The organism is Polaribacter irgensii 23-P, assembly GCF_000153225.1.
Classification (GTDB): domain Bacteria; phylum Bacteroidota; class Bacteroidia; order Flavobacteriales; family Flavobacteriaceae; genus Polaribacter; species Polaribacter irgensii.
The window spans coordinates 593,322-615,161 of sequence record NZ_CH724148.1; the positions used below are offsets into that span (position 1 = coordinate 593,322).

A 21,840-nucleotide genomic window follows, 5' to 3' on the forward strand; every position below is an offset into this window, starting at 1 on the left:
TTATTTTTTTAGCTAGTAACCTCGATTAACTTATTTCTGTACGCTGTTAACAATTTAGATTTAGAGATAAAGCCAATATATTTTTTATTTTCAATAACGGGTAAATTCCATGCACCACTTTTCTGAAATTTTTTCATAATATCAGTCATCCGATCCGCACCAACTTCAATAATTTCTGGTGGCTTTTGCATCACTTCCCTGGCAAAAACAGTTTCATACAAAGTTTGATCAAACATGATAGGTCGAATATCATCTAACAAAATAATACCTAATAATTTACTCGTTTCTTCGTCTACAACAGGAAAAATATTTCGATTCGATTTTACCACTGCTTTTTTAATCATTTCTCCCAAATTCATATGCGGGTTAATGGCAATAAAATTACATTCAATTACTTTATTCATATCCATTAACGTTAAAACAGCATGATCTTTGTCGTGCGTAATTAACTCTCCTTTTCTGCCTAACTCCATTGCATACACGGAGTATGGATGCACGTACTTTGCAATAGAATACGAAATTACGGATGTAAGCATTAAAGGAATAAAAAGTTCATAACCACCCGTAACCTCTGCGATTAAAAATATTGCAGTTAAGGGAGCGTGTAAAACACCGGCCATTAAACCAGCCATCCCTACCAGGGTAAAGTTACTTTCAGAAACCGATGAGAAACCTGTAATATTAATTATTTTTGCAACGCAATTCCCCAAAATGCTTCCCATAAATAATGTTGGTGCAAAAATACCACCCACACCACCTGCTCCAAAAGTTAATGCACTGGCGATAATTTTAAAAAAGACCAGGCCTATTAATAAGAAAATGACAACCCAGACATTTGTTACGTCTAGATGCATAAAATTATTTTTCAAAGCCTCTTCAGGATTTCCAGCAATTAAATTATTAATAACCTCAAAACCCTCACCATACAATGGTGGAATGAAATATACCAAAACCCCCAGACCAATTCCACCAATTAGCAAACGCTTTATTGGCGAATCGATTGTATCGAAAAACTTCTGAATTCTATCGTAAACTTCGGTAAAGTAAATAGAAGTTAAACCCGTTACGACTCCTAAAATAATATAAAATGGAACGTCTTTTATTGAAAAAATAGCTTCCGATTTAAAGGGAAGTAGCACATCAGAACCAAAGAAAAAATGAGACGTAATAATTGCAGATAACGATGCTAAAAGCAATGGTAGCAAAGAAGCAAGGGTTAAGTCTAAACTAAATACTTCTATCGCAAAAATTATTGCAGCAATCGGTGCTTTAAATATGGACGACAAAGCGCCTGCTGCTGCACAGCCAATTAATAAACTTCTGGTTGTTTGATTTAAATGAAATAACCGCGCAATATTCGAGCTTATTGCAGCCCCTGTTGCAACAGTAGGTCCTTCTAAACCCACCGAACCTCCAAAACCTACCGTTAACGGAGCGGTTAATATGGAAGCAAATATTTTTTTACGTGTGATGATTCCTTTGCGTTTAGAAATTGCAAAAAGCGTAGAGGGAATACCGTGATCTACTTTTTCTTTTAAAATAAATTTTACAATAAAATAAACGATCGCAAGCCCAATAATTGGGAACACAAAATAAAAAGCGTTGTGATAATAACGCACCAAATTGCCCTCTAAAAGATGTTGGAAAAAATGGGTTAAATTTTTTAAAATAAGCGCAGCAACCCCAGATAAAAAGCCGACTAAAACACTCAAGATATATATAAATTTTCTTTGTGAAATATATTTATATCTCCAAATTAATATTTTCCTATATATATTTTTTGATGTTGGCATTTCAGATTGTTTTGGCATTTCCAAGGTTCGAGAAATCGCTCTCGTTTTTTTAACATCTAGAGGTATCAATTGTCTTAAAAGCTACATTTCAAAATGACAAGAATATTTACTTTGTCATCTTTTAAGCACTGTTAAGATTTTCGCAACCTAAAAGTAGGTAAAAATCTAATTAAAAAACTACAAGCTTCTAAACTATTGAAGCCTGAGTTCTTGTGCATAAAATACTCTGGCATTCCTGACTAAAGAGGAAAATTCCAGTAATTTTATTTTTGAAGATCTAACTTCAAACTTAATTCTTTTAATTGTGTGTCAGCTATAAATGCAGGAGCATCAATCATCACATCACGTCCAGAATTATTTTTAGGAAAAGCAATAAAATCTCTAATGGTTTCTTGCCCCCCTAAAATAGCGACCAACCTATCCAAACCAAAAGCCAGTCCACCGTGTGGTGGTGCGCCGTATTCAAAGGCATCCATTAAGAAGCCAAATTGAGCTTTTGCATCTGCATCAGAAAATCCTAAATGGCGCAGCATGGTCGCCTGCATTTGCTTGTCGTGAATTCTTATCGATCCACCACCAATTTCATTTCCGTTTAACACTAAATCATAGGCATTCGCTTTTACCGCTCCTGGATCTGTATCTAACAATTCCATTTGCCCTGGTTTTGGAGATGTAAATGGATGGTGCATTGCGTGGTAGTGTCCTGTTTCTTCGTCTAGCTCCAACAATGGAAAATCTACTACCCATAAAGGTGCAAATACTTTCGAATCACGCAATCCTAAGCGCACTGCCAGTTCCATTCTTAAAGCAGACAACTGTGCTCTTACTTTGCGGATATCTCCAGACAACATACAAATTAAATCCCCTGATTTTGCACCGGTAATTTCAGCCCATTTCGCAAAATCTTCCTGATCGTAGAATTTATCTACTGAAGATTTAAAAGACCCATCTTCATTTACACGACAATAAATCATTCCTAAAGCACCTACTTGTGGACGCTTTACCCACTCAATTAGTTTGTCAATCTCTTTTCTTGTATACGAATTTCCCCCTGGAACAGCGATACCAACTACTAATTCCGCAGTATTAAATACGCTAAACTCTTTGTGCTGTGTCACTGTATTTAACTCGCCAAACTCCATTCCAAAACGAATGTCTGGCTTGTCATTTCCATACAATCGCATGGCATCGTCATATAACATTCTTGGAAATTCTGCCACCTCCACGTTGTTTACTTCTTTTAACAAATGACGCGTCAATCCTTCAAAAACTTTTAAAATATCTTCCTGCTCTACAAACGCCATCTCACAGTCAATCTGTGTAAATTCTGGTTGTCTGTCTGCACGTAAATCTTCATCTCGAAAGCATTTTACAATCTGAAAATACTTGTCCATACCACCCACCATTAAAAGTTGCTTGAAGGTCTGTGGTGATTGTGGTAAAGCGTAAAACTGGCCTTCATTCATTCTAGAAGGTACTACAAAATCTCTTGCTCCCTCTGGAGTAGACTTTATTAGATAGGGTGTTTCCACTTCTATAAATTCTTGGTCAGACAAATACTTACGAACTTCCATTGCAACTTTATGACGAAAAATCAAACTTTCTTTTACAGGATTTCTTCTGATATCTAAGTACCTGTACTTCATCCTAATATCTTCACCACCATCGGTTTTATCTTCAATCGTAAAAGGCGGTGTAATCGATGCATTTAAAATTTCTAGTTTAGAAACTAAAAGCTCAACATCTCCGGTAGCCATCTTAGAATTTTTTGACTCTCTCTCGATAACAGTCCCTGTTACTTGTATCACAAACTCTCTACCCAAAGATTTTGCTTTTTCCATCATTTCTATCGGTGTTCGAGCGGTATCAAAAATCAACTGTGTAATTCCATATCGATCTCGCAAATCTACCCAAACCATAAATCCTTTATCACGTGATTTTTGAACCCACCCCGCCAAGGTAACTTCTGTATTGATATGCGATGTTCTTAAATCCCCGCAAGAATGACTTCTGTACATTTTATTTCTTTTAATGAATTGCAAAATTAATCAATTTCATTAGAAAAAACCTTTTTTGGGCATTCATTTCTAAAGAGAAATACCCCGCTACCCACACCTCTTTTTTTGATCAAAAAACAGGATACACGTGTGCTCACGCTAAGGTCCGCCGAAGTACTACAATCACGAACACAAAACATGTCTAATTATTTGTAAATTTGTGGCATGAGCGTAATTAATATTCAAGAAAAATTCAAATTATTTTCAGCCCATTGGTCTCCAAAGAAAATAGGCGAATTAAACGGACAACAAGTCTTACTCGCAAAACTAAAAGGAGAATTCCTTTTTCATAAGCATGACAAAGAAGATGAACTCTTTATGGTTATAAAAGGTTCTTTAGATATTGAGTTTAGAGATAAAAAAATTACGCTAAATGAAAGTGAGTTTTACATTGTTCCAAAAGGTGTAGAACACAAACCAATTGCAAAAGAAGAAGTGCATATTTTATTATTTGAGCCTTTAAGCATCAAACATACCGGAAATATCATTGCAAATATTACGGTAGAAACCTACGAAAGCATCTAAGAACTTCTCGATACAATTCCACCCAAAAGCGGAACCATTCTAAGTGTCATTGCTTGAGCAATTAAATTCAACAGTAAAACATGCTGTTAATTCGAGTGAATTTTGAGGTACGAAAAATTTGTTTCGAGAACATTTTTAAACAGTAATAATAGTATAGGATTAAGAACAACTTCTCGATACAATTCCGCCCAAAAGCGAAACCACTCGAAGTGACATTGCGTGAGCAATTAAATGCAACAGTGAAACGTGCTGTCAGTTCGAGTGAATTTTGAGGTACAAAAAGTTTGTATCGAGAACATTTTTAAACAGTAATAATAGTATAAGATTAAGAACAACTTCTCGATACAATTCCGCCCAAAAGCGGAACCACTCGAAGTGACATTGCGTGCGCAATTAAATGCAACAGTGAAACGTGCTGTCAGTTCGAGTGAATTTTGAGGTACGAAAAATTTGTATCGAGAACATTTTTAAACAGTAATAATAGTATAAGATTAAGAACAACTTCTCGATACAATTCCGCCCAAAAGCGGAACCACTCGAAGTGACATTGCGTGCGCAATTAAATGCAACAGTGAAACGTGCTGTCAGTTCGAGTGAATTTTGAGGTACAAAAAGTTTGTATCGAGAACATTTTTAAACAGTAATAATAGTATAAGATTAAGAACAACTTCTCGATACAATTCCGCCCAAAAGCGGAACCACTCGAAGTGACATTGCGTGCGCAATTAAATGCAACAGTGAAACGTGCTGTCAGTTCGAGTGAATTTTGAGGTACGAAAAATTTGTATCGAGAACATTTTTAAACAGTAATAATAGTATAAGATTAAGAACAACTTCTCGATACAATTCCGCCCAAAAGCGGAACCACTCGAAGTGACATTGCGTGCGCAATTAAATGCAACAGTGAAACGTGCTGTCAGTTCGAGTGAATTTTGAGGTACGAAAAATTTGTATCGAGAACACCACAATTAAAGATATGAAAATCTACTATGTTTACATTCTGAAATGTTCTGATAAAACGTATTATACAGGTTTTACTTCTAATCTTGAAAAACGATTATTTGAACACCAACGAGGGAAACATATAGAAAGTTACACCTATAAAAGGAGACCTTTAGAATTGGTTTTTTATGCAGAATTTACTGAAGCAGGATTTGCCATTGATACAGAGAAGCAAATAAAAAAATGGTCGAAAGCTAAAAAGGAAGCTTTAATTAATGGTGAATATGAAAAACTTCCTAATTTAGCAAAGAAGAAATTTAAGTGATTAATTTAAAAAGCTTCTCGTTACAATTCCGCCAAAAACGGAATTACTCGAAGTGACATTACGTGAGTAATTAAAAGCAACAGTAAGAAAGCACTGTCAGTTCGGGTGATTTTTCTGAAGAATGAAAAAAAATTATATCGAGAACATTAAAAAATCCAAGATTAAAAATGAGCAAACTATATTTAGTTCCCACACCTATTGGGAATTTAGAAGACATGACTTTTAGAGCTATTCGTATTCTAAAAGAAGTCGATTTTATTCTAGCAGAAGATACCCGGACCAGCGGAAAACTCTTAAAACATTATGAGATTTCTACGCAAATGCACAGCCACCACATGCACAACGAACACAAGTCGATTCACGGAGTTTTGAATAGAATAAAAAGTGGAGAAACCTGTGCTTTGATTTCTGACGCTGGAACCCCTGCAATTTCTGACCCCGGTTTTTTACTGACAAGAGCCTGTGTAGAAAATAATATTGAAGTAGATTGTTTGCCAGGAGCCACCGCCTTTGTGCCTGCTTTGGTAAATTCAGGTTTGCCAAATGAGAAGTTTATTTTTGAAGGATTTTTACCCGTAAAAAAAGGAAGGCAAACCCGTTTTCTGTCATTAGCCGAAGAAAATCGAACTATGATTTTTTATGAATCACCACATAAGTTGATAAAAACTTTAAGCCATTTTGTGGAATACTTTGGAACAGACCGACAGGTTTCTGTTTCTAGAGAACTCACAAAAATGTTTGAAGAAACGATTAGAGGAACGGCAACAGAAGTTTTAGCGCATTATACGAACAAACCCCCCAAAGGAGAGATCGTTATTATTGTTGGAGGGAAAAAGTAATCAAAAAATTAGAAATTAAAACAGACTTCGCAAAACTCAGTCAAATATTTTAGATATATAGTAGTTAATATTCTAATAACAACATTCAATTTAGCTAACGGATGTCTATCCAGGCTTGTCGAAAATTATACACATTTTAGTTATAACAACTAAAATTATTCTTCACTATCAAACAAATATTCTACTGTTACCTCAAAATATCGAGCCATTTTAATTGCCAAAGTTACTGAAGGATTAAATTTATTGTTTTCAATAGCATATATGGTTTGGCGAGAAACACCCACTTTTTCAGCCAAATCTCCTTGTGTCAAACGATGTCTTGCACGCTCTACTCTTATTAAATTTTTCATTAATATATCCTTTTTTTAAATGCAAAAGTTACTAAGTAAATCCAAAGAAATAAGATAATAAAATAGTCTAATGTTAGTCTTATCTCCTCTGATATTGCGTAGGCAATTATAGTTATTGCTAAGCCGATAAATGAAGTTAATTGGAAAGATTCAAGCCGTAATTTATTAATGTAATCATCTTCTATTTTTTCTTTAGAAAACATGTAAATAATTAACCCTAAAATTGATAAAATGTCAAAAACATGGCTTAATTCCTTCCCAATCCAATCGTCATAGTTTCCAGAATTAAATGTTTGTCCTGTTAGTCCTTCCATAAAATGAGAATACCCTGAAATGAAAGAACATGTAATAAATAGTAAAAAGCCTAACTTTTTATACCAATTTGGTAACATCTTAATTTTCATAATGCTATTATTTTTATACAAATGTAAATAAAACTTTACATAATGAAAATAAAAAACGTCTTTTTTTATTATTTACTTTTGTAATATTAATGTTAAGAAACCATTTAAATGACCATCCAACAATTCAAAACAAAACTAAAAGAAAGTCCAACCACAATTACATTTGCAGAGACTATGGAAGTAATTGAGGATAACTACAATTTTTTACCAACAAGCTTCACCAATGGAGAACTCAGAAATAACGTTGGAGAAAATACGGGATCTTGTAAGATTTTTGCGTTTGCAAAGCATCAAAAATTTACAAAAGGAGCAACACTCTTCTGTTTTGGTGCCCATTACCACGGTGTCTTAAAAGACAGCAATGGTTCTTCACATCAAAATATTAGAAACTTTATGAAAACAGGTTTTGAAGGTTTGTCTTTTGATAGTGCAACTATTTCATTAAAATAATTATCTTAGTTTTTCAAAAGAACACTTTTTAAGCTTTTTGTTATTCTCCATAACAATTCAAAAAATAAAGTACCGCAACCATGCTCAAAAAAATAATTCCATTCCTACTTTTTGCTTCTCTTTTAATCCACTGTAAAAAAGAAAAGACCATCGTCCTTTCTGTAGCTAACTATTCGGAGATAATCAATCAACAATTTACAGGAGACCTGGCTTTTGAAACCACTTCTTTTGTTGAGAAATATTGGCGTGTTGCTGGAAATACGGGTTTTAATAAAACCATCTATAAAATCGCGAATGACTTAGAAAAAGCAGGCTTTATACTCGAAGAAAATGCAAATGTAAATGCTATGCTCACCTATAGAATAGAAAAGCGTCCGCTTAAAAACCCTACTTGGGAGTCTGTTGATGCTACGCTTACCATAAATAATGAAAAAACACCCTTATTGCAGCACTCCACCAACAGAAACATGATTGCGTTGAATTCTTACAGCACCCCAAAACAAGGAATTACAGCTGAAGTAATTCATATAGAAGACATCAAGAAATTATCTACATTAGATGTAAAAGGAAAAATAGTTTTTGCAGAAACCAGTCCGTATCGTATTTTTAAAACGGCAATTATTGAAGGAAAAGCAGCCGGACTAATTACCTATAACAATCCTGATTATTTGCAACCAGAAAAAAATACGACTTCTATTCAATTTCGTTCCATTCCTTTAGACACCATAAATAAACCTTGGGCAATTGCACTCTCTTTTGCTGCAAAAGAGCGCCTAAAAAAATCCTTAGAAGAGGGAAAAGTAATTTTAAATGTAAACATAGAAACAAATATTTATCCCTCTGAAGAACTTACGATTATCGCAGATATTAAAGGAAATGAGATTCCGAAAGAACGTTTGGTCTTTAGCGCACACATTCAAGAACCTGGAGCAAATGACAATGCAACTGGTGTTGGTGTTGCTTTAGAGATGGCTTCATTAACTGCAAAATTCATTCATAAAAAAGAATTTCAACCAAAAAGAACCTTGACCTTTTTATGGGGAGACGAAATTATATCAACAAGAAGATATGTAAAAGAGGATTCCATTAGAGCAAAAAATATTAAATGGGGAATTTCTCTAGATATGGTTGGTGAAAACACAGCGAAAACAGGGGGCGTTTTCCTAATCGAAAAAATGCCAGATCCGAGTGCAATTTGGACGCGAGGAAATGATAAACACAGCGAGTGGGGAGGTTCTAAAATGCGTTTAGAGCAGATGAAACCTCATTATTTGAATGACTTTTTAATTGACAAATTTAAAGCGCAAGGCAAAAGAGCTAATTGGCTTGTGAGTACAAATCCGTTTGAAGGTGGAAGCGATCACGTACCCTTTCTACAAAACAACATTCCAAGTGTTTTATTTTGGCATTTTACAGATCAGTTTTACCACACCGATAATGATAGAATTGACAAGGTATCTAAAACGACCTTAAAAAATGTGGGTATCACTTCATTAATTGCTGCGTACACTTTGTTAAATGCAGATGAAAACACTGCAAAAACAATGATAGCGAATTTAGAAAAAACTGCTGTACATCGGTTAAATGAGGAATTGAAACAGAGTGAAATTGCGCTCCATAGAGGAGACTCCTTATCCACACAAGTTGCGATTATTACTGCTTGGAAAGACTGGTATAAAAAATCTTTTTCGACTACTTTAGACCTGGTTTCTAATAAACAATCCATCGAAAAAGAAATTACAAGCGCTCACGAACTGATGGATTCAATTGCTGCAATAATTACCAACCAACTTCAAAAAAAGCGAAAGAAAACGGCTTTGGTTGCTAAAATAAATTTAGAATTCTAAATGCTATTTTTGTTTGTATACTTCGCTTTAGTATTTAGAACCATCGTGTTTTCCAACTTCAAAACCACGCTTCCCTAAAAACTTATTTCCACTATCAATTGCATCTTCTTCTAATGTCGTCCCCATAGAATCGTTCCATCTATTCAAGTATCCAAAAAGAGAGATTACGCCTAACATTTTAACAATTTCGCCTTCATTCCAATATGTGTAAAGCGCCTCTTTCGTACTCGCATCCACAGCATTTGGAACGACAGAAGCTGCTAAAGAAAAATCCAAGGCAGCTCTTTCTGCATCTGAAAATGCCGGGTGTATTTTATATTCCCAAATATTATCTAACTGCTCTTTTTCTGCGGCATAATGCTCTGCGGCTCTAATAGCATGCGCTTGGCAATATCTACAACCTGTTGCATTGCTTGAAACCCAAGCAATCATTCTTTTTAAGGCAGATGTTACCCGTCCTTCATTGGCCATTACCGCCTTATTTAAATTAATAAAAGCTTTAGAAATGGCAGGTCTGCGCTGCATTGTTAACACAGAATTTGGACAAAACCCAAGCGTTTCATTAAAAAACACTGCTAACTTTTGTGTTTCTAAGTCATGTTTTGCAGATAAAGGTGTTACTAATGGCATATTTTATATCTTTAAAATTATTATTGTGATTACATTTGTAAAACAACTCAATTTAATACTTCATTTCTTAAAAATAAAAATTATGAGTACGAATATAATTACCACCGTTTGGAAAGAAAAATCTCAATTTGAAAGTGACAACCCAAGTGGACATGCATTTACAATGTTTGATAAATCCCAAGACAACGGAACCGTTGTTGGTTTCGCACCAAAGGCATTAATGCTATCGTCGTTGGCTGGTTGTTCTGGTTTAGATGTAGTCTCCTTATTAACAAAAATGCGTGCAGAAGTTGCTGATTTTAAAATTGAAGTAACCGGAGAACTGACTGATGAAGATCCTAAATTTTACAAGCATGTAAAAGTGGATTATCATTTTACAGACAGCGAATTACAGCCAGAAAAAATACAAAAAGCAGTAAATTTGTCCGTAACCAAATATTGTGGCGTAATGGAAATGTTTCGACAGTTTGCAACTGTAGAAATTGAGATATTTTTGCATGCAGTCTAAATAAAGGTTCAAAATGCTATGAGATGGACGCTAAAACCAACACCTAATAAAGAAAAAGCTGCAAAACTAGCCGCAGATTTGAAAGTTGATATTGCGATTGCGCATGTATTGTGTCAACGAAATATTGAAACTTATGAAGCTGCTAAAAAATATTTTCGTCCAAGTTTAGAAGAGATTCATGATCCTTTTTTAATGAAAGACATGGAGCTTGCTGTTGCCAGAATTGAAACGGCCATCGCAAACAACGAAAATATTTTAATTTATGGCGATTATGATGTGGATGGCACCTCCTCTGTAGCTTTAGTTTCATCGTATTTAAAAACCATTACTCCAAATATTGCCACCTACATTCCAGACAGGTATGCAGAAGGCTATGGTATCTCTTATATGGGAATTGATTTTGCACAAGACAATGATTTCTCTTTAATTATTGCCCTGGATTGCGGTATTAAAGCACTTGATAAAGTAGCCTATGCAACTGCAAAAAACATCGATTTTATTATTTGTGATCATCACAAACCCGGGGTAGAAATTCCGAAAGCAGTTGCCGTTTTAAATCCAAAAAGAAACGACTGCAATTACCCATTTGATGAATTGTGTGGCTGTGGTGTTGGCTTTAAACTCATACAAGCATTGGGCACTTCTCGAGGTCAGCGCATTATAGATTTTGTTCCTTATTTAGATTTGGTAGCTATTGCTATTGCCGCAGATATCGTACAAATGACTGGAGAAAACCGGGTTTTTACCTATTTTGGTTTGCAGGTAATCAATCAAAATCCAAGAAATGGAATTAAAGCCATCATTGCGCAAACCAGCAAAAAAGTCCTCACTATTACCGATGTTGTTTTTATCATTGCACCAAGAATTAATGCAGCAGGCCGAATGAAACACGGGAATTATGCTGTTGAACTTTTGACAGAAATAGAGTTTGATGCGGCTGTTAAATTCGCTGCTGCAATTGAAATTTTTAATGCCGATAGAAAAGAGTTGGATAAAAAAATCACCAACCAAGCACTCATTCAAATTATTGATCAGAAAGAAGAAAATCAATATGCTACCGTTGTATTTCAAGAAGATTGGCACAAAGGGGTAATTGGTATTGTTGCTTCCCGATTGATAGAAAAATACTACAGACCTACCTTAGTATTTACAAAAAGTGGTGATAAATTAGCTGCCTCTGCACGCTCTGTAAAAGGATTTGACGTGTATAATGCACTGGAAGCATGCAGTGAGTTTATAGAACAATTTGGAGGTCATAAATATGCTGCCGGTTTGACATTATTGCCCGAAAACTATCAAAATTTTAAAAATAAGTTTGAAGAAGTTGTTGAAAGCACCATTGACAAGAAGCTATTAACTCCAGAAATATCGATAGACACAACTATAGATTTATCTGAAATTACCCCTAAATTTTTTAGAATTATTCAGCAAATGGGACCTTTTGGCCCCCTAAACATGAAACCTACTTTCACCTCAACTTGCGTTCGAGATAACGGTTATGGCAAACAGGTTGGAGCCGATAAAACACATCTAAAACTAACCGTTTTTCAAGGTGACAACCAAAAAACGTACAATGCTATCGGTTTTAATTTAGGTGCTAAAATGCCCCTTGTGAAAAACGACTTTGACATCGCATACAGTTTGGATGAAAATGAATGGAATGGTGTGAAATCTGTACAATTGCTTTTGAAAGATTTGAAATAGGCAACACGCTTCTTTTAGTTTGAATATGAATTTTATTCCCAATATCAATCCCAATGAAGAAAACAGGAACGCCTTCGCATCTTAAGCCATTATTAAGGATTCCTAAAGTACAAAAAGTATGATTTCAAAATAACGAAAAGGTTAGGCTTCCATAGACATTAAAACCATTTTCAACTCCATGTACGTAATACTTCCATTTACTTTCTCCTTCAGTGCTGTCAAACCTTTTACTGCACCTGCAGTCTCTATTTCGTCTCGAATTTTCTTGTACCTTTTTAATTCGATCAACTCCAAGATATCAATGTCTCCAGAAGAAATATAATTTGCCAAATGATTCTCAATAGTGCCAATGGTTAAACTGCGCTCTTTCGCAATGTCCTTTATTGCAAGGCCCGACTTGAACAACTCAAAAGAAACTTGTTTGGTCGGTTTTTTATCTTCTTTCTTTTGCTCATTGAACTTGTTGATTCCGTTTTCTGAACAATACGCTTCAATCGCTTCTAAAATCTCCTCGCCGTATTTAGTAACCCGCGTTTTTCCCAATCCTACGATATTCAACAAGGACGCTTCTGACCTTGGCAACTCATCACATAGGGCGTAGAGTGTTTCCTGGGTAAAAATCTGAAAATGCGGAATTTCCAAAGACTTTGAAATACCATCTCTTAGTTCACGTAGTTTTAATGCTAAAATTGGATCACGCTTAGAAGGTAATTGTTTCTTTTTAACAGGTTCCATTTTCTGTAAAACAGCCTTTGCTCTTACCTGAAGATACGCTTGTACTTTGAAACAATTTGTCATTTTGTGCAAGGTAAATAGCTTTTCTTCTAACTTTTCTTGCAGGGATTCAAACTGTTTTGAAAAATCTTTTTGCACTGCTTTATTGTCAGTAGAAAAAGAAATAGCCGCCAAGGGTTTTTGAATATTGTTCTTTGTAATATTTAGAAAATAAGCAATGGCCTTTGTAAACCGCTCTTGAATCTGAGAGCTGTTTTCCGGCAAAATCGCATCCTCAGAAATCTGTAACAATTGATTTTTAAATCCATTTGCCACCTTCATAAGGGTTACAACTCCTTCGTCTTTGAGCGTTTGTAAATGCTCAATAACGGCTCCCTTAATACTTGTTTGATTCTTGTAAAAAATATCAATTAATCTTATTGTGGGATATAAAAATGGCTGAAAATCAAACAACTCAGAAATTAAGTTCAATTGAAAATCCTTTTCCGATTCATTTAAAATGCGCTCATCAGGATGATTTTCTTCCACACCTTCATTAAAAAGGCTCACCGTACTGTCATTAATTATGGCACTGCTTGTAATGGGTGTTTTTAAAACCAAACCTTCTAAAGAAGTACACCTACTTAGAGCCACATAAGTTTGCCCGTGCGCGAAAGAAGCTTCGGCATCTATAATGGCTCTTTCAAAAGTTAAACCCTGGCTTTTATGAATGGTTATTGCCCAAGCCAACCTTAGTGGGATTTGTGTAAAGGCGCCAATCATTTCTTCTTTTATTGCCTTTGTTTCCTCGTTAATAGCATAATTAATATTCGACCAGGTTTCTTTTTCTGTAACAATTTCATCCACTTCATCGCCACATTGAACGGAGACAGACTCCTTCGAAATTGCTGTAATAATTCCTATTTTACCATTGTAATATCTTTTTTCTGCGGACGAATCATTTTTTATAAACATGACTTGCGCTCCTACTTTCAATTCTAATCTTTCTGCATTTGGAAATGCGTTCTCACTAAACTTTCCTGAAATAACTGCATTAAAAAAAACAGGTCTAATTTTAAGTTTATTAAGCTCAGAGTTGTTGATTAAGTTCGCCCTATTGTTGTGCGTGGTTAAAGTAATATAACCCTCTTCTTTTGCTGGAGAAAAAGAAGGATTGTAGTTCTTATTTAAAATTTTGGCAGAAGTATCGGATAAGGTATTTGTCCTAATTTCATTCAAAATCTTAATAAAAACCTCATTTTTCTGACGGTAAATATGTTTCAATTCGATGGAAACAACATTTGCTTCCTCATACGCTTTCGCGCTGAAAAAATACACGGTATCATAGTGCTGTTGTAACAAACTCCATTCGTTTGGTTTCACCACAGGCGCCAATTGCTGTAAATCTCCAATCATTAAAATTTGTGCGCCACCAAATACCTTATCTCGGTTTTTATAACGGCGCATTACTTGATCTATTGCATCTAATAAATCTGCACGCACCATACTAATTTCATCAATAATTACTAAATCTAGCGACTTAATAATATCGATTTTTGTCTTTGAGAACTTCCGTTGTTGGTTTGTATTTGCAATCTGATTTGGTAATATAGGTCCAAAAGGCATTTGAAAAAACGAATGGATCGTTACCCCTTTCGCATTAATTGCTGCAACACCTGTGGGCGCAACTATGACCATTCTTTTTAAAGATTCACTTTTAATTTTGTGTAAAAAAGTAGTTTTACCTGTACCCGCTTTGCCCGTGATAAAAAGATTTCTATCCGTTTTTTCTATAAATTGTAAAGCAAGCTCTAACTCAGGATTAATCGCCATTTTAACTTTTTGCTGCAAGGTAAACAATCAGAAATAACTTCATAAAAAATAGCGCTAAAAATGAGCAAAATTATAAACGATCTATTTGTTTATGGCATGTCTATAGATGTCCGACGACTGTCATATACATGTCACATCTGTGACCTGTTAACTACATCCCTAAATAAAAGTGAATCCCTATCTTTGTCCAATCTATAATATGCTAAGTGTATGAAGCCTACAAAAATTAATTTAAGAGATCTTAAAAAAATGAGATTACAGCGCCATTGGTCACAAGAACAGTTAGCGGAAATGAGTGGATTGAGTATCAGGACTATTCAAAGGATTGAAACTGGAGAAAATGCGGGTTTTGAATCTCTGAAATCTTTAGCGGCTGTTTTTGAAATCAATATTATTGATTCTGATAAAAAAAATGAAATAACGCAGATTAGAAAGGAAGAAGCATACATTCAAAATATTAAAGGATTTTATAAACTTCTTGCCATTGCAATTTTAAGTTTAATCGCTCCAATTATTCTTGCAATTAATGACCCCTCTAATTGGGGAGTCTTTTTCTGGCTGCTCCTTTCTTGGGTTGTAATTGTAGGAATCTACTCTCTTAATGTTTTTGACTTTTTTGGGAACGAATGGAAACAAAGGTTAATACAAAAGAAATTTAAGAAAAAATGACAAAAGGTCTGCATGTTTAGATCCCTAGAAACAAAATTCTGATTTAAACTGCAATCAAACTTTGATCAAACTTTACATTTATTCGACCCTATCACAATAATTGCTTCTATTTATTTGCTTCTGTAAATTTTATTCCACAAAAAAAAACGACTCATCATTGGTATGTGTTTTTTATTACAAAATTTATTTTTGCATTGGGCTAAAGAATATTTAAATTTTGAAGTTTCGTCTCTCTAGAGCGAATATCCTTTATTATTTATGCTGAAAAAAAGCACTGTAATTCGGAATTTTATAAATAATTACGGCTTCTGTAGTATCAAATATTTACTGGTCTTAATTATTCTTACGCCCTGTAAAATGCTCCATTGTTTTGTAAATACCTAAAACCTTGCCTGCAAACCAGTCAAACACATTAACAGACATAAAACCTTGTCCTATTCTTGTAAGTCTATATATATATCCCGGAATCGTTACCATTCTTTTCTTTTGCTCCATCGCTTTAATAATTATGAGTGCAGCAGTTTCAGGTTCAAGAATCGGTATTTTCGATTTCACGCCATCAAACATTCCTGTATTAATGTAATACGGCATTATGGTGGTAACATGAATGTTCTTTTTTAGCAATTTCATTTCCAAACGCAAACTGTCAGACCAACCAATTACCGACCATTTACTTGCAGCGTACACCGTCATTTTAGGGTTTGAAATTAAACCTCCAGAAGAAGCAATATTGCAAATATGACCAAAGTTTTGATCGAGCATATCACTCAAAAATTCTTTGGTGACCTGCATTGGAGCATTGGCATTAATAGCCATTGTTTTTGAGATATCTAATGTGGTATGTTCATGGAAATATTTCCCCGCAACAATACCTGCGTTGTTAACAAGCACATCAACTACACCAATTTCTTGTTTTACTTTTTTAGCAGTTTCTTGAATTTGATTGATCTCAGAAACATCCACGACAAAACCAACAATCATCCCTTTGCTAGATAATTCTAAAATAGTTTCATCAATCTTTAATTTATTGATATCCCAAAGTAACACTTTCGCTCCTCGTTCTAATAGCAAGCGGGCCATAATTTTACCAATCCCAGATGCGCCGCCTGTAATTAAAACTGTTTTACCTTTCATTTGTTGCATGCTGCAAAATTTTAATTGTAATTACCATGAATATAAAATTAATGCCTTTAAAGCTTTTTAACGATAACATTTTTTATCACTTTGATAAGCTCTATTTGAATACTATTTTTTTTACGACTAAAAAGGGCTGCACTGATGTTTAAATAAAAGGCAATTAAAAGTTTTCAAACTCGCTGGAAAACACGCCGAAAACTAGCAGTTAAATTATGATATTGCACTCGTGGAGTTTGCGGATACATCGCTTGAATTCTGACCTTGAATATACAAAAATAATCTTCTGCAATGCCGCTGCCTAACTTTTCACCAAACCTCAACTTAGTATCGCCATTTTGTACCATTTTAAATGGCAGCACTAAAACCTCAGTATGCTTTATAGACTGAATTGAATCATTGAAGGAATTCCTTTTAAAAACGCTGAGAATTTATGGCAACAGTTTTCTCTGCGACAAGTGAAAAGTTTTTTTCTCTTCGTTATTTCGTATAAAAAGCACCTTCTTACAAGTGGTTTATTTAGAGCAAAGCATTGCATTTTTCTTAAATACTTTTACTTGTAACATTGATGAATAGTAGTCCCATTCTTCATAGCTAATCTCAAGATCGTTAGAAACAACCTGTTGTCTATTTATAAATTGTTTGCTCATTGTATGCCTCCTAATTTACAGTGCACCCATTCTTCTGAGTGCTCATTTAATAGCGATATCGTCTGATGCGTATCAGCGAAATTCTTTTTTTGAAATCTCAGAAACAAACCTTACAATCAAAACAAAAAAATCCCAAGCACAAAGCTCGGGATTTCATTATCTAAAAAGTATTATTTCTTAACGCTAATATTTCACTATTGCTCTAGGAAACTACATTTCTAATGCTTTTGTAGGATTGTTGTCCATCAAGAATTCCAAAGGATTTTCTAAGGCTTCTTTCACTGCAACTAAAAAGCCAACAGACTCTCTACCATCTACTATTCTGTGATCATAAGAAAGTGCAACATACATGATTGGTTGGATTACAACACCACCATTCACTGCCATTGGCCGATTTACAATATTGTGCATTCCCAAAATTCCACTTTGAGGAGGATTTATAATAGGTGTAGACAACATCGATCCGAAAACACCTCCATTGGTAATTGTAAAGGTTCCCCCTGTCATTTCATCAATTGTGATTTGCCCGTCTCTCGCTCTAATTGCCAAACGCTTCACTTCAGACTCTACGCCTCTAAAAGAAAGGTTTTCGGCATTTCTAACTACAGGAACCATCAATCCTTTTGGTCCAGAAACAGCAATCGAAATATCTTGAAAATCTTGCCTTATTTGAAAGTCTCCGTCAATCATAGAATTCACATCAGGATACATTTTTAAAGCTCTAACCACTGCGAGAGTAAAGAAAGACATAAATCCTAATCCCACTCCATGTCTTGCTTTAAAAGCTTCTTTATATTCTGTTCGCAAATCGAATATAGGCTGCATATTTACCTCATTAAAGGTAGTTAACATGGCTGTTTCATTCTTTACAGCAACCAAACGCTCTGCTACTTTTCTACGCAACATCGACATTTTCTTGCGCTCTGTTCCACGAGTTCCATTTGCAGGCTGTGTTCCCATAGAAGGCACTGCTTTCACTGCATCCTCTTTGGTAATTCGTCCATCTTTTCCTGTGCCTTTTACCGCTGTGGTTTCCATTCCTTTTTCTGCTAAAACTTTTTTAGCAGCGGGTGAAGCCGTTCCTGTTGCATAGGTTGCTGCGGGTGCAGCAGGAGCAGTAGGTGCAACTTTAGGAGCTTCCACTTTCTTTTCTACTTTTGTTTCTTCGGCTTTTGCGGGTGCATCACCTGACGGTTTTGCAGCACTTGTGTCAATTAAACACACTACGGATCCTACTTGCACAGCATCGCCTTCTTCGGCTTTTAAAGTGATAATCCCACTTTCTTCTGCAGGCAACTCTAAAGTTGCCTTATCAGAATCTACTTCTGCAATTGGTTGATCTTTTTCAACGTAATCTCCGTCTTCAACTAACCAGGCTGCAATTTCTACTTCTGTAATTGATTCTCCCGGAGAAGGAACTTTCATTTCTAAAACACTCATGGTTTCTTATTTTGCTAATACTGAATTAATACAGCATTGAATTACTTTACTCTTTATTTTTTGTGCGTTTTAACAGGCTTTCCACGGTATCTTTTTTACTTTGTTCTCGATACAAATTTGTTCATTCTTCACAAATCTACTCAAACTAATAGCAAAAAAGGATGTCATTTCAATCCTTAACGCGCTTACTCATTATCATTAAAGACGCTATCAATAACTGCTTTGTGACGCTTTTTGAAACGTGTACTTGATCCTGCTGCTGGCACTGCATAATATTTACGCGAACACACCTTTAGTTTCACCAAATCAAAACGCTCTAACATAAAACTCCAAGCTCCCATATTTCTTGGCTCTTCCTGTGCCCAAACATAATTTTCTACATTAGGGTATCGATCTATTACCTTCTGAATTTTGTCTAAATGTAGTGGAAATAATTGCTCTATTCGCACCAATGCAACATCTTCTCTCTCTAAAATCTCCCTTTCTTCTAAGAGGTCATAATAGAATTTACCCATACAAAAAACAAGTTTCTTTATCTTTTCAGGTGCTAGTGTATCATCGATTACTTCTTGAAATTCACCAGTAGCTAAATCTTCTACAGAACTCATTACTTTTGTATGGCGTAATAAGCTTTTTGGTGTAAATATTATTAAAGGTTTTCTATAATCTCGTTTCATCTGTCTACGCAGCAAATGATACAAATTCGCCGGAGTTGTACAATTCGCGAGTGTCATATTGTCTATGGCGCACAATTGCAAATACCGTTCTATTCTTGCCGATGAATGCTCAGAACCCTGACCTTCATAACCATGTGGTAACAAAATCACAATTCCATTTTGCAACTTCCATTTATCCTCTGCAGCAGAAATATATTGATCAAACATAATCTGAGCTCCGTTTGAAAAATCTCCAAATTGTGCTTCCCATATGGTAAGCGTATTCGGATTTGCCATCGCATATCCATAATCAAAACCCAACACGCCATATTCTGACAACAAAGAATTATACACATACATCTCCCCTTTACTGCTGGGATTTGTATTTAACAAATTAATTCTTTCTTCTGTAACTTCATCGCGCAACACAGCATGCCTGTGAGAGAAAGTTCCCCGCTCAACATCCTGTCCAGAAATACGAATATCAAACCCTTCTTCCATTAAAGTTCCATACGCTAAATTCTCAGCCATTCCCCAATCTAATTTATTGGTTTCAAACACCATTTTAGCCCTTCCCTGTAATATGCGTTCTACTTTTCTTAAAAACTTAAGCCCTTCAGGAACTGTAGAAAGTATTTTAGCAATATGTTTTATTTGTGCTACTTTATACGTGGTGTCCACAGGCTCTAGCATGCTCGGCAAATGCTCTCTATCAAAAGCCTCCCAAGTAGATGGCATGAATTCTTTTACCTTCGAAGTTTTATCCTCTTTAGACAAGTCGAATTCTTTTTCCAACATATTTTTGAATTCAGAAGTAATTTCTGTTAAATAATTTTCATCAATACTTCCCTCTTTTAGCAATCTTTCCGCATAAATATCTTTTACGTTCTGATGCTTTGCAATTGCTTTGTATAGTTTAGGCTGCGTAAAACGAGGCTCATCTCCTTCATTATGGCCATATTTTCGATATCCTAATAGATCTATAAAAATATCTGATTCGAACTTCATACGAAATGCCAAGGCCATTTGCATGGCATGACAAACGGCTTCTGTATCATCTGCGTTCACATGCAATACAGGCGACAGTGTTACTTTACCAACATCTGTACAGTACGTACTTGATCGGGCATCTAAATAGTTTGTGGTAAAACCAATCTGATTGTTTACAACAATATGAATCGTCCCCCCAGTTTTATAACCATTGAGTTTTGCCATCTGAACGATTTCATAGGCAATTCCTTGACCTGCAATAGCGGCGTCTCCATGGATTATTATAGATAGAATCTTACTGGAATCGCCTTTGTATTTTCGATCTATTTTTGCTCTTGTAATTCCTCCTGCAACTGCTGCCACCGTTTCTAAGTGAGACGGATTAGGAACCAAGTTCATCTTAATTTTTTTCCCATTTCGGAACGTCTTACTTAGCGTTAAACCGAGGTGGTATTTCACATCTCCATCAATATTTTCGTCTTCAAAGTCCTTGCCTTCAAACTCGCTAAATAAATCTCGCACAGGTTTTTTGAAAATATTAACCAAAGCATTCAAACGTCCTCTATGAGCCATTGCCAATACACACTCTTCCACTCCATACGTTTCTGCTGCTTCTCTTAAAAGAACACTAATCCCAGGAATTAAAGCTTCTCCACCCTCCAATGAAAAACGTTTCTGACCAACATATTTTGTTTGCAAAAAGCTCTCAAACGTTACTGCCTGATTTAATTTAGAAAGGATGTATTTTTTTGCATCTGTAGAGTAATTTGGATGGTTGTCATTTTCATTCAATCGACTTTGCCACCACTTTAATTTCTCTGGATTTCGCATGTACATATACTCGACTCCAATAGAGTCGCAATAAATACTTTTTAAGTGATTTATAATCACAGAGAGCTTTACCTTTCCTAATCCAATAACATCTCCTGCCGAAAATTCTTTATTCAAATCTTCATCTGTTAATCCAAAATTCGAAATTTCTAATGTCGGTTGGTATTGCCTTCTTTCTCTAACAGGGTTTGTCTCTGTGAATAAATGGCCACGTGTTCTGTACCCATTTATCAGATCGACTACTAGAAATTCTTTTTTTACTTCTTGAGGAATTTCTGTAGAAACTGTGTCTTCTGTTAAAGTATAATCTTCATTTGCGAGATCATAGCCCTGAAAGAAACTCCTCCAACTTGGCTCAACTCCATCTGGGTTGCTTAAGTATTGATCGTATAAATCTGCTATAAAACCTGTATGTGCTCCGTTTAAGAACGAAAATTTATCCATATAATAGTTTGTGCTTTTGCGAAAAGCATATTATGGGAACAAAAATACAAAAATTTGGAATTTTAAGTAGAATTTATTTTTATTATATTAAAGTGAAAAATAATA

18 protein-coding genes are annotated in these 21,840 nt (G+C 35.1%); 8 read left to right on the forward strand and 10 right to left on the reverse strand.

All coding sequences use genetic code 11. The features are described 5' to 3' along the window. Window positions 1-8: 8 nt before the first annotated feature. Together PI23P_RS02650 and aspS are read right to left on the reverse strand one after the other, a co-directional pair. Window positions 9-1,793, reverse strand: a complete 1,785-nt coding sequence (locus tag PI23P_RS02650) for a chloride channel protein (protein WP_026288460.1) — start codon at window positions 1,791-1,793, stop codon at window positions 9-11. Window positions 1,794-2,056: 263 nt separating this feature from the next. Continuing rightward, a complete protein-coding gene (aspS, locus tag PI23P_RS02655) occupies window positions 2,057-3,811 on the reverse strand; it encodes an aspartate--tRNA ligase (protein ID WP_004569179.1) in 1,755 nt (584 codons plus the stop codon). A gap of 204 nt (window positions 3,812-4,015) precedes the next feature. Between aspS and PI23P_RS02660 the strand changes: the two genes are divergently transcribed. The 3 genes from PI23P_RS02660 (at window position 4,016) to rsmI (ending at window position 6,481) form a co-directional block, all read left to right on the forward strand. Next, entirely contained in the window at window positions 4,016-4,375 is a 360-nt protein-coding gene (locus PI23P_RS02660; RefSeq protein ID WP_004569180.1) for a cupin domain-containing protein, read from the forward strand. A 976-nt stretch (window positions 4,376-5,351) separates the two neighbouring features. Next, on the forward strand, window positions 5,352-5,642 hold the full coding sequence (locus PI23P_RS02665; protein ID WP_004569181.1) for a GIY-YIG nuclease family protein: 291 nt from the start codon (window positions 5,352-5,354) through the stop codon (window positions 5,640-5,642). Between the two features lie 167 nt (window positions 5,643-5,809). After that, window positions 5,810-6,481, forward strand: coding sequence for a 16S rRNA (cytidine(1402)-2'-O)-methyltransferase (gene rsmI, locus PI23P_RS02670; RefSeq protein WP_004569182.1), 672 nt, complete (start codon window positions 5,810-5,812; stop codon window positions 6,479-6,481). A gap of 155 nt (window positions 6,482-6,636) precedes the next feature. Here the strand turns inward: rsmI and PI23P_RS02675 are convergent, their stop codons facing one another. Then, a complete protein-coding gene (locus tag PI23P_RS02675) occupies window positions 6,637-6,831 on the reverse strand; it encodes a helix-turn-helix transcriptional regulator (protein ID WP_004569183.1) in 195 nt (64 codons plus the stop codon). Further along, window positions 6,831-7,235: a hypothetical protein gene (locus PI23P_RS02680; RefSeq protein ID WP_004569184.1), complete on the reverse strand. Its 405-nt coding sequence runs from the start codon at window positions 7,233-7,235 to the stop codon at window positions 6,831-6,833. The genes PI23P_RS02675 and PI23P_RS02680 overlap by 1 nt, the downstream gene beginning before the upstream one ends. 108 nt (window positions 7,236-7,343) lie before the next feature. Between PI23P_RS02680 and PI23P_RS02685 the strand changes: the two genes are divergently transcribed. Together PI23P_RS02685 and PI23P_RS02690 are read left to right on the forward strand one after the other, a co-directional pair. Then, complete coding sequence (locus PI23P_RS02685) at window positions 7,344-7,685, forward strand: HopJ type III effector protein (RefSeq protein WP_004569185.1); 342 nt, start codon at window positions 7,344-7,346, stop codon at window positions 7,683-7,685. 80 nt (window positions 7,686-7,765) lie between these two features. Continuing rightward, entirely contained in the window at window positions 7,766-9,532 is a 1,767-nt protein-coding gene (locus tag PI23P_RS02690) for a M28 family peptidase (protein ID WP_004569186.1), read from the forward strand. Window positions 9,533-9,559: 27 nt separating this feature from the next. On the opposite strand, the gene PI23P_RS02695 is transcribed toward PI23P_RS02690, so the two are convergent. Continuing rightward, the gene (locus PI23P_RS02695; RefSeq protein ID WP_004569187.1) at window positions 9,560-10,162 is read right to left on the reverse strand and encodes a carboxymuconolactone decarboxylase family protein; all 603 of its coding nucleotides are present in this window, start codon (window positions 10,160-10,162) and stop codon (window positions 9,560-9,562) included. A gap of 82 nt (window positions 10,163-10,244) precedes the next feature. On the opposite strand from PI23P_RS02695, the gene PI23P_RS02700 reads away from it, so the two are divergent. Beyond that, a complete protein-coding gene (locus tag PI23P_RS02700) occupies window positions 10,245-10,670 on the forward strand; it encodes an OsmC family protein (protein ID WP_004569188.1) in 426 nt (141 codons plus the stop codon). Window positions 10,671-10,688: 18 nt separating this feature from the next. Beyond that, window positions 10,689-12,374 (forward strand): single-stranded-DNA-specific exonuclease RecJ, encoded by a 1,686-nt coding sequence (gene recJ / locus PI23P_RS02705; RefSeq protein ID WP_004569189.1) that lies wholly within the window; start codon window positions 10,689-10,691, stop codon window positions 12,372-12,374. A gap of 141 nt (window positions 12,375-12,515) precedes the next feature. Here recJ and PI23P_RS02710 read toward each other — a convergent pair whose 3' ends face one another. After that, the gene (locus tag PI23P_RS02710) at window positions 12,516-14,921 is read right to left on the reverse strand and encodes a helix-turn-helix domain-containing protein (protein WP_202899941.1); all 2,406 of its coding nucleotides are present in this window, start codon (window positions 14,919-14,921) and stop codon (window positions 12,516-12,518) included. 210 nt (window positions 14,922-15,131) lie between these two features. Here PI23P_RS02710 and PI23P_RS02715 point away from each other — a divergent pair, with 210 nt between their 5' ends. Continuing rightward, the gene (locus PI23P_RS02715) at window positions 15,132-15,590 is read left to right on the forward strand and encodes a helix-turn-helix domain-containing protein (RefSeq protein WP_004569191.1); all 459 of its coding nucleotides are present in this window, start codon (window positions 15,132-15,134) and stop codon (window positions 15,588-15,590) included. Between the two features lie 333 nt (window positions 15,591-15,923). Here PI23P_RS02715 and PI23P_RS02720 read toward each other — a convergent pair whose 3' ends face one another. From PI23P_RS02720 to PI23P_RS02730, 4 genes are all read right to left on the reverse strand, one after another. Continuing rightward, entirely contained in the window at window positions 15,924-16,733 is an 810-nt protein-coding gene (locus PI23P_RS02720; protein WP_004569192.1) for an SDR family oxidoreductase, read from the reverse strand. Between the two features lie 506 nt (window positions 16,734-17,239). Beyond that, a complete protein-coding gene (locus PI23P_RS12835; RefSeq protein WP_302846524.1) occupies window positions 17,240-17,374 on the reverse strand; it encodes a hypothetical protein in 135 nt (44 codons plus the stop codon). A gap of 210 nt (window positions 17,375-17,584) precedes the next feature. Then, complete coding sequence (gene odhB, locus PI23P_RS02725; protein WP_004569194.1) at window positions 17,585-18,814, reverse strand: 2-oxoglutarate dehydrogenase complex dihydrolipoyllysine-residue succinyltransferase; 1,230 nt, start codon at window positions 18,812-18,814, stop codon at window positions 17,585-17,587. A gap of 185 nt (window positions 18,815-18,999) precedes the next feature. Further along, entirely contained in the window at window positions 19,000-21,735 is a 2,736-nt protein-coding gene (locus PI23P_RS02730) for a 2-oxoglutarate dehydrogenase E1 component (protein ID WP_004569195.1), read from the reverse strand. Window positions 21,736-21,840: the final 105 nt, after the last annotated feature.

Excerpts from the sequence above, each read along its gene's own strand:
- PI23P_RS02650 (WP_026288460.1), bottom strand. The coding sequence starts at position 1,793 with ATGCCAACATCAAAAAATATATATAGGAAAATATTAATTTGGAGATAT.
- aspS (WP_004569179.1), bottom strand. The coding sequence starts at position 3,811 with ATGTACAGAAGTCATTCTTGCGGGGATTTAAGAACATCGCATATCAAT.
- PI23P_RS02660 (WP_004569180.1), top strand. The coding sequence starts at position 4,016 with ATGAGCGTAATTAATATTCAAGAAAAATTCAAATTATTTTCAGCCCAT.
- PI23P_RS02665 (WP_004569181.1), top strand. The coding sequence starts at position 5,352 with ATGAAAATCTACTATGTTTACATTCTGAAATGTTCTGATAAAACGTAT.
- rsmI (WP_004569182.1), top strand. The coding sequence starts at position 5,810 with ATGAGCAAACTATATTTAGTTCCCACACCTATTGGGAATTTAGAAGAC.
- PI23P_RS02675 (WP_004569183.1), bottom strand. The coding sequence starts at position 6,831 with ATGAAAAATTTAATAAGAGTAGAGCGTGCAAGACATCGTTTGACACAA.
- PI23P_RS02680 (WP_004569184.1), bottom strand. The coding sequence starts at position 7,235 with ATGAAAATTAAGATGTTACCAAATTGGTATAAAAAGTTAGGCTTTTTA.
- PI23P_RS02685 (WP_004569185.1), top strand. The coding sequence starts at position 7,344 with ATGACCATCCAACAATTCAAAACAAAACTAAAAGAAAGTCCAACCACA.
- PI23P_RS02690 (WP_004569186.1), top strand. The coding sequence starts at position 7,766 with ATGCTCAAAAAAATAATTCCATTCCTACTTTTTGCTTCTCTTTTAATC.
- PI23P_RS02695 (WP_004569187.1), bottom strand. The coding sequence starts at position 10,162 with ATGCCATTAGTAACACCTTTATCTGCAAAACATGACTTAGAAACACAA.
- PI23P_RS02700 (WP_004569188.1), top strand. The coding sequence starts at position 10,245 with ATGAGTACGAATATAATTACCACCGTTTGGAAAGAAAAATCTCAATTT.
- recJ (WP_004569189.1), top strand. The coding sequence starts at position 10,689 with ATGAGATGGACGCTAAAACCAACACCTAATAAAGAAAAAGCTGCAAAA.
- PI23P_RS02710 (WP_202899941.1), bottom strand. The coding sequence starts at position 14,921 with ATGGCGATTAATCCTGAGTTAGAGCTTGCTTTACAATTTATAGAAAAA.
- PI23P_RS02715 (WP_004569191.1), top strand. The coding sequence starts at position 15,132 with ATGAAGCCTACAAAAATTAATTTAAGAGATCTTAAAAAAATGAGATTA.
- PI23P_RS02720 (WP_004569192.1), bottom strand. The coding sequence starts at position 16,733 with ATGCAACAAATGAAAGGTAAAACAGTTTTAATTACAGGCGGCGCATCT.
- PI23P_RS12835 (WP_302846524.1), bottom strand. The coding sequence starts at position 17,374 with ATGAGCAAACAATTTATAAATAGACAACAGGTTGTTTCTAACGATCTT.
- odhB (WP_004569194.1), bottom strand. The coding sequence starts at position 18,814 with ATGAGTGTTTTAGAAATGAAAGTTCCTTCTCCGGGAGAATCAATTACA.
- PI23P_RS02730 (WP_004569195.1), bottom strand. The coding sequence starts at position 21,735 with ATGGATAAATTTTCGTTCTTAAACGGAGCACATACAGGTTTTATAGCA.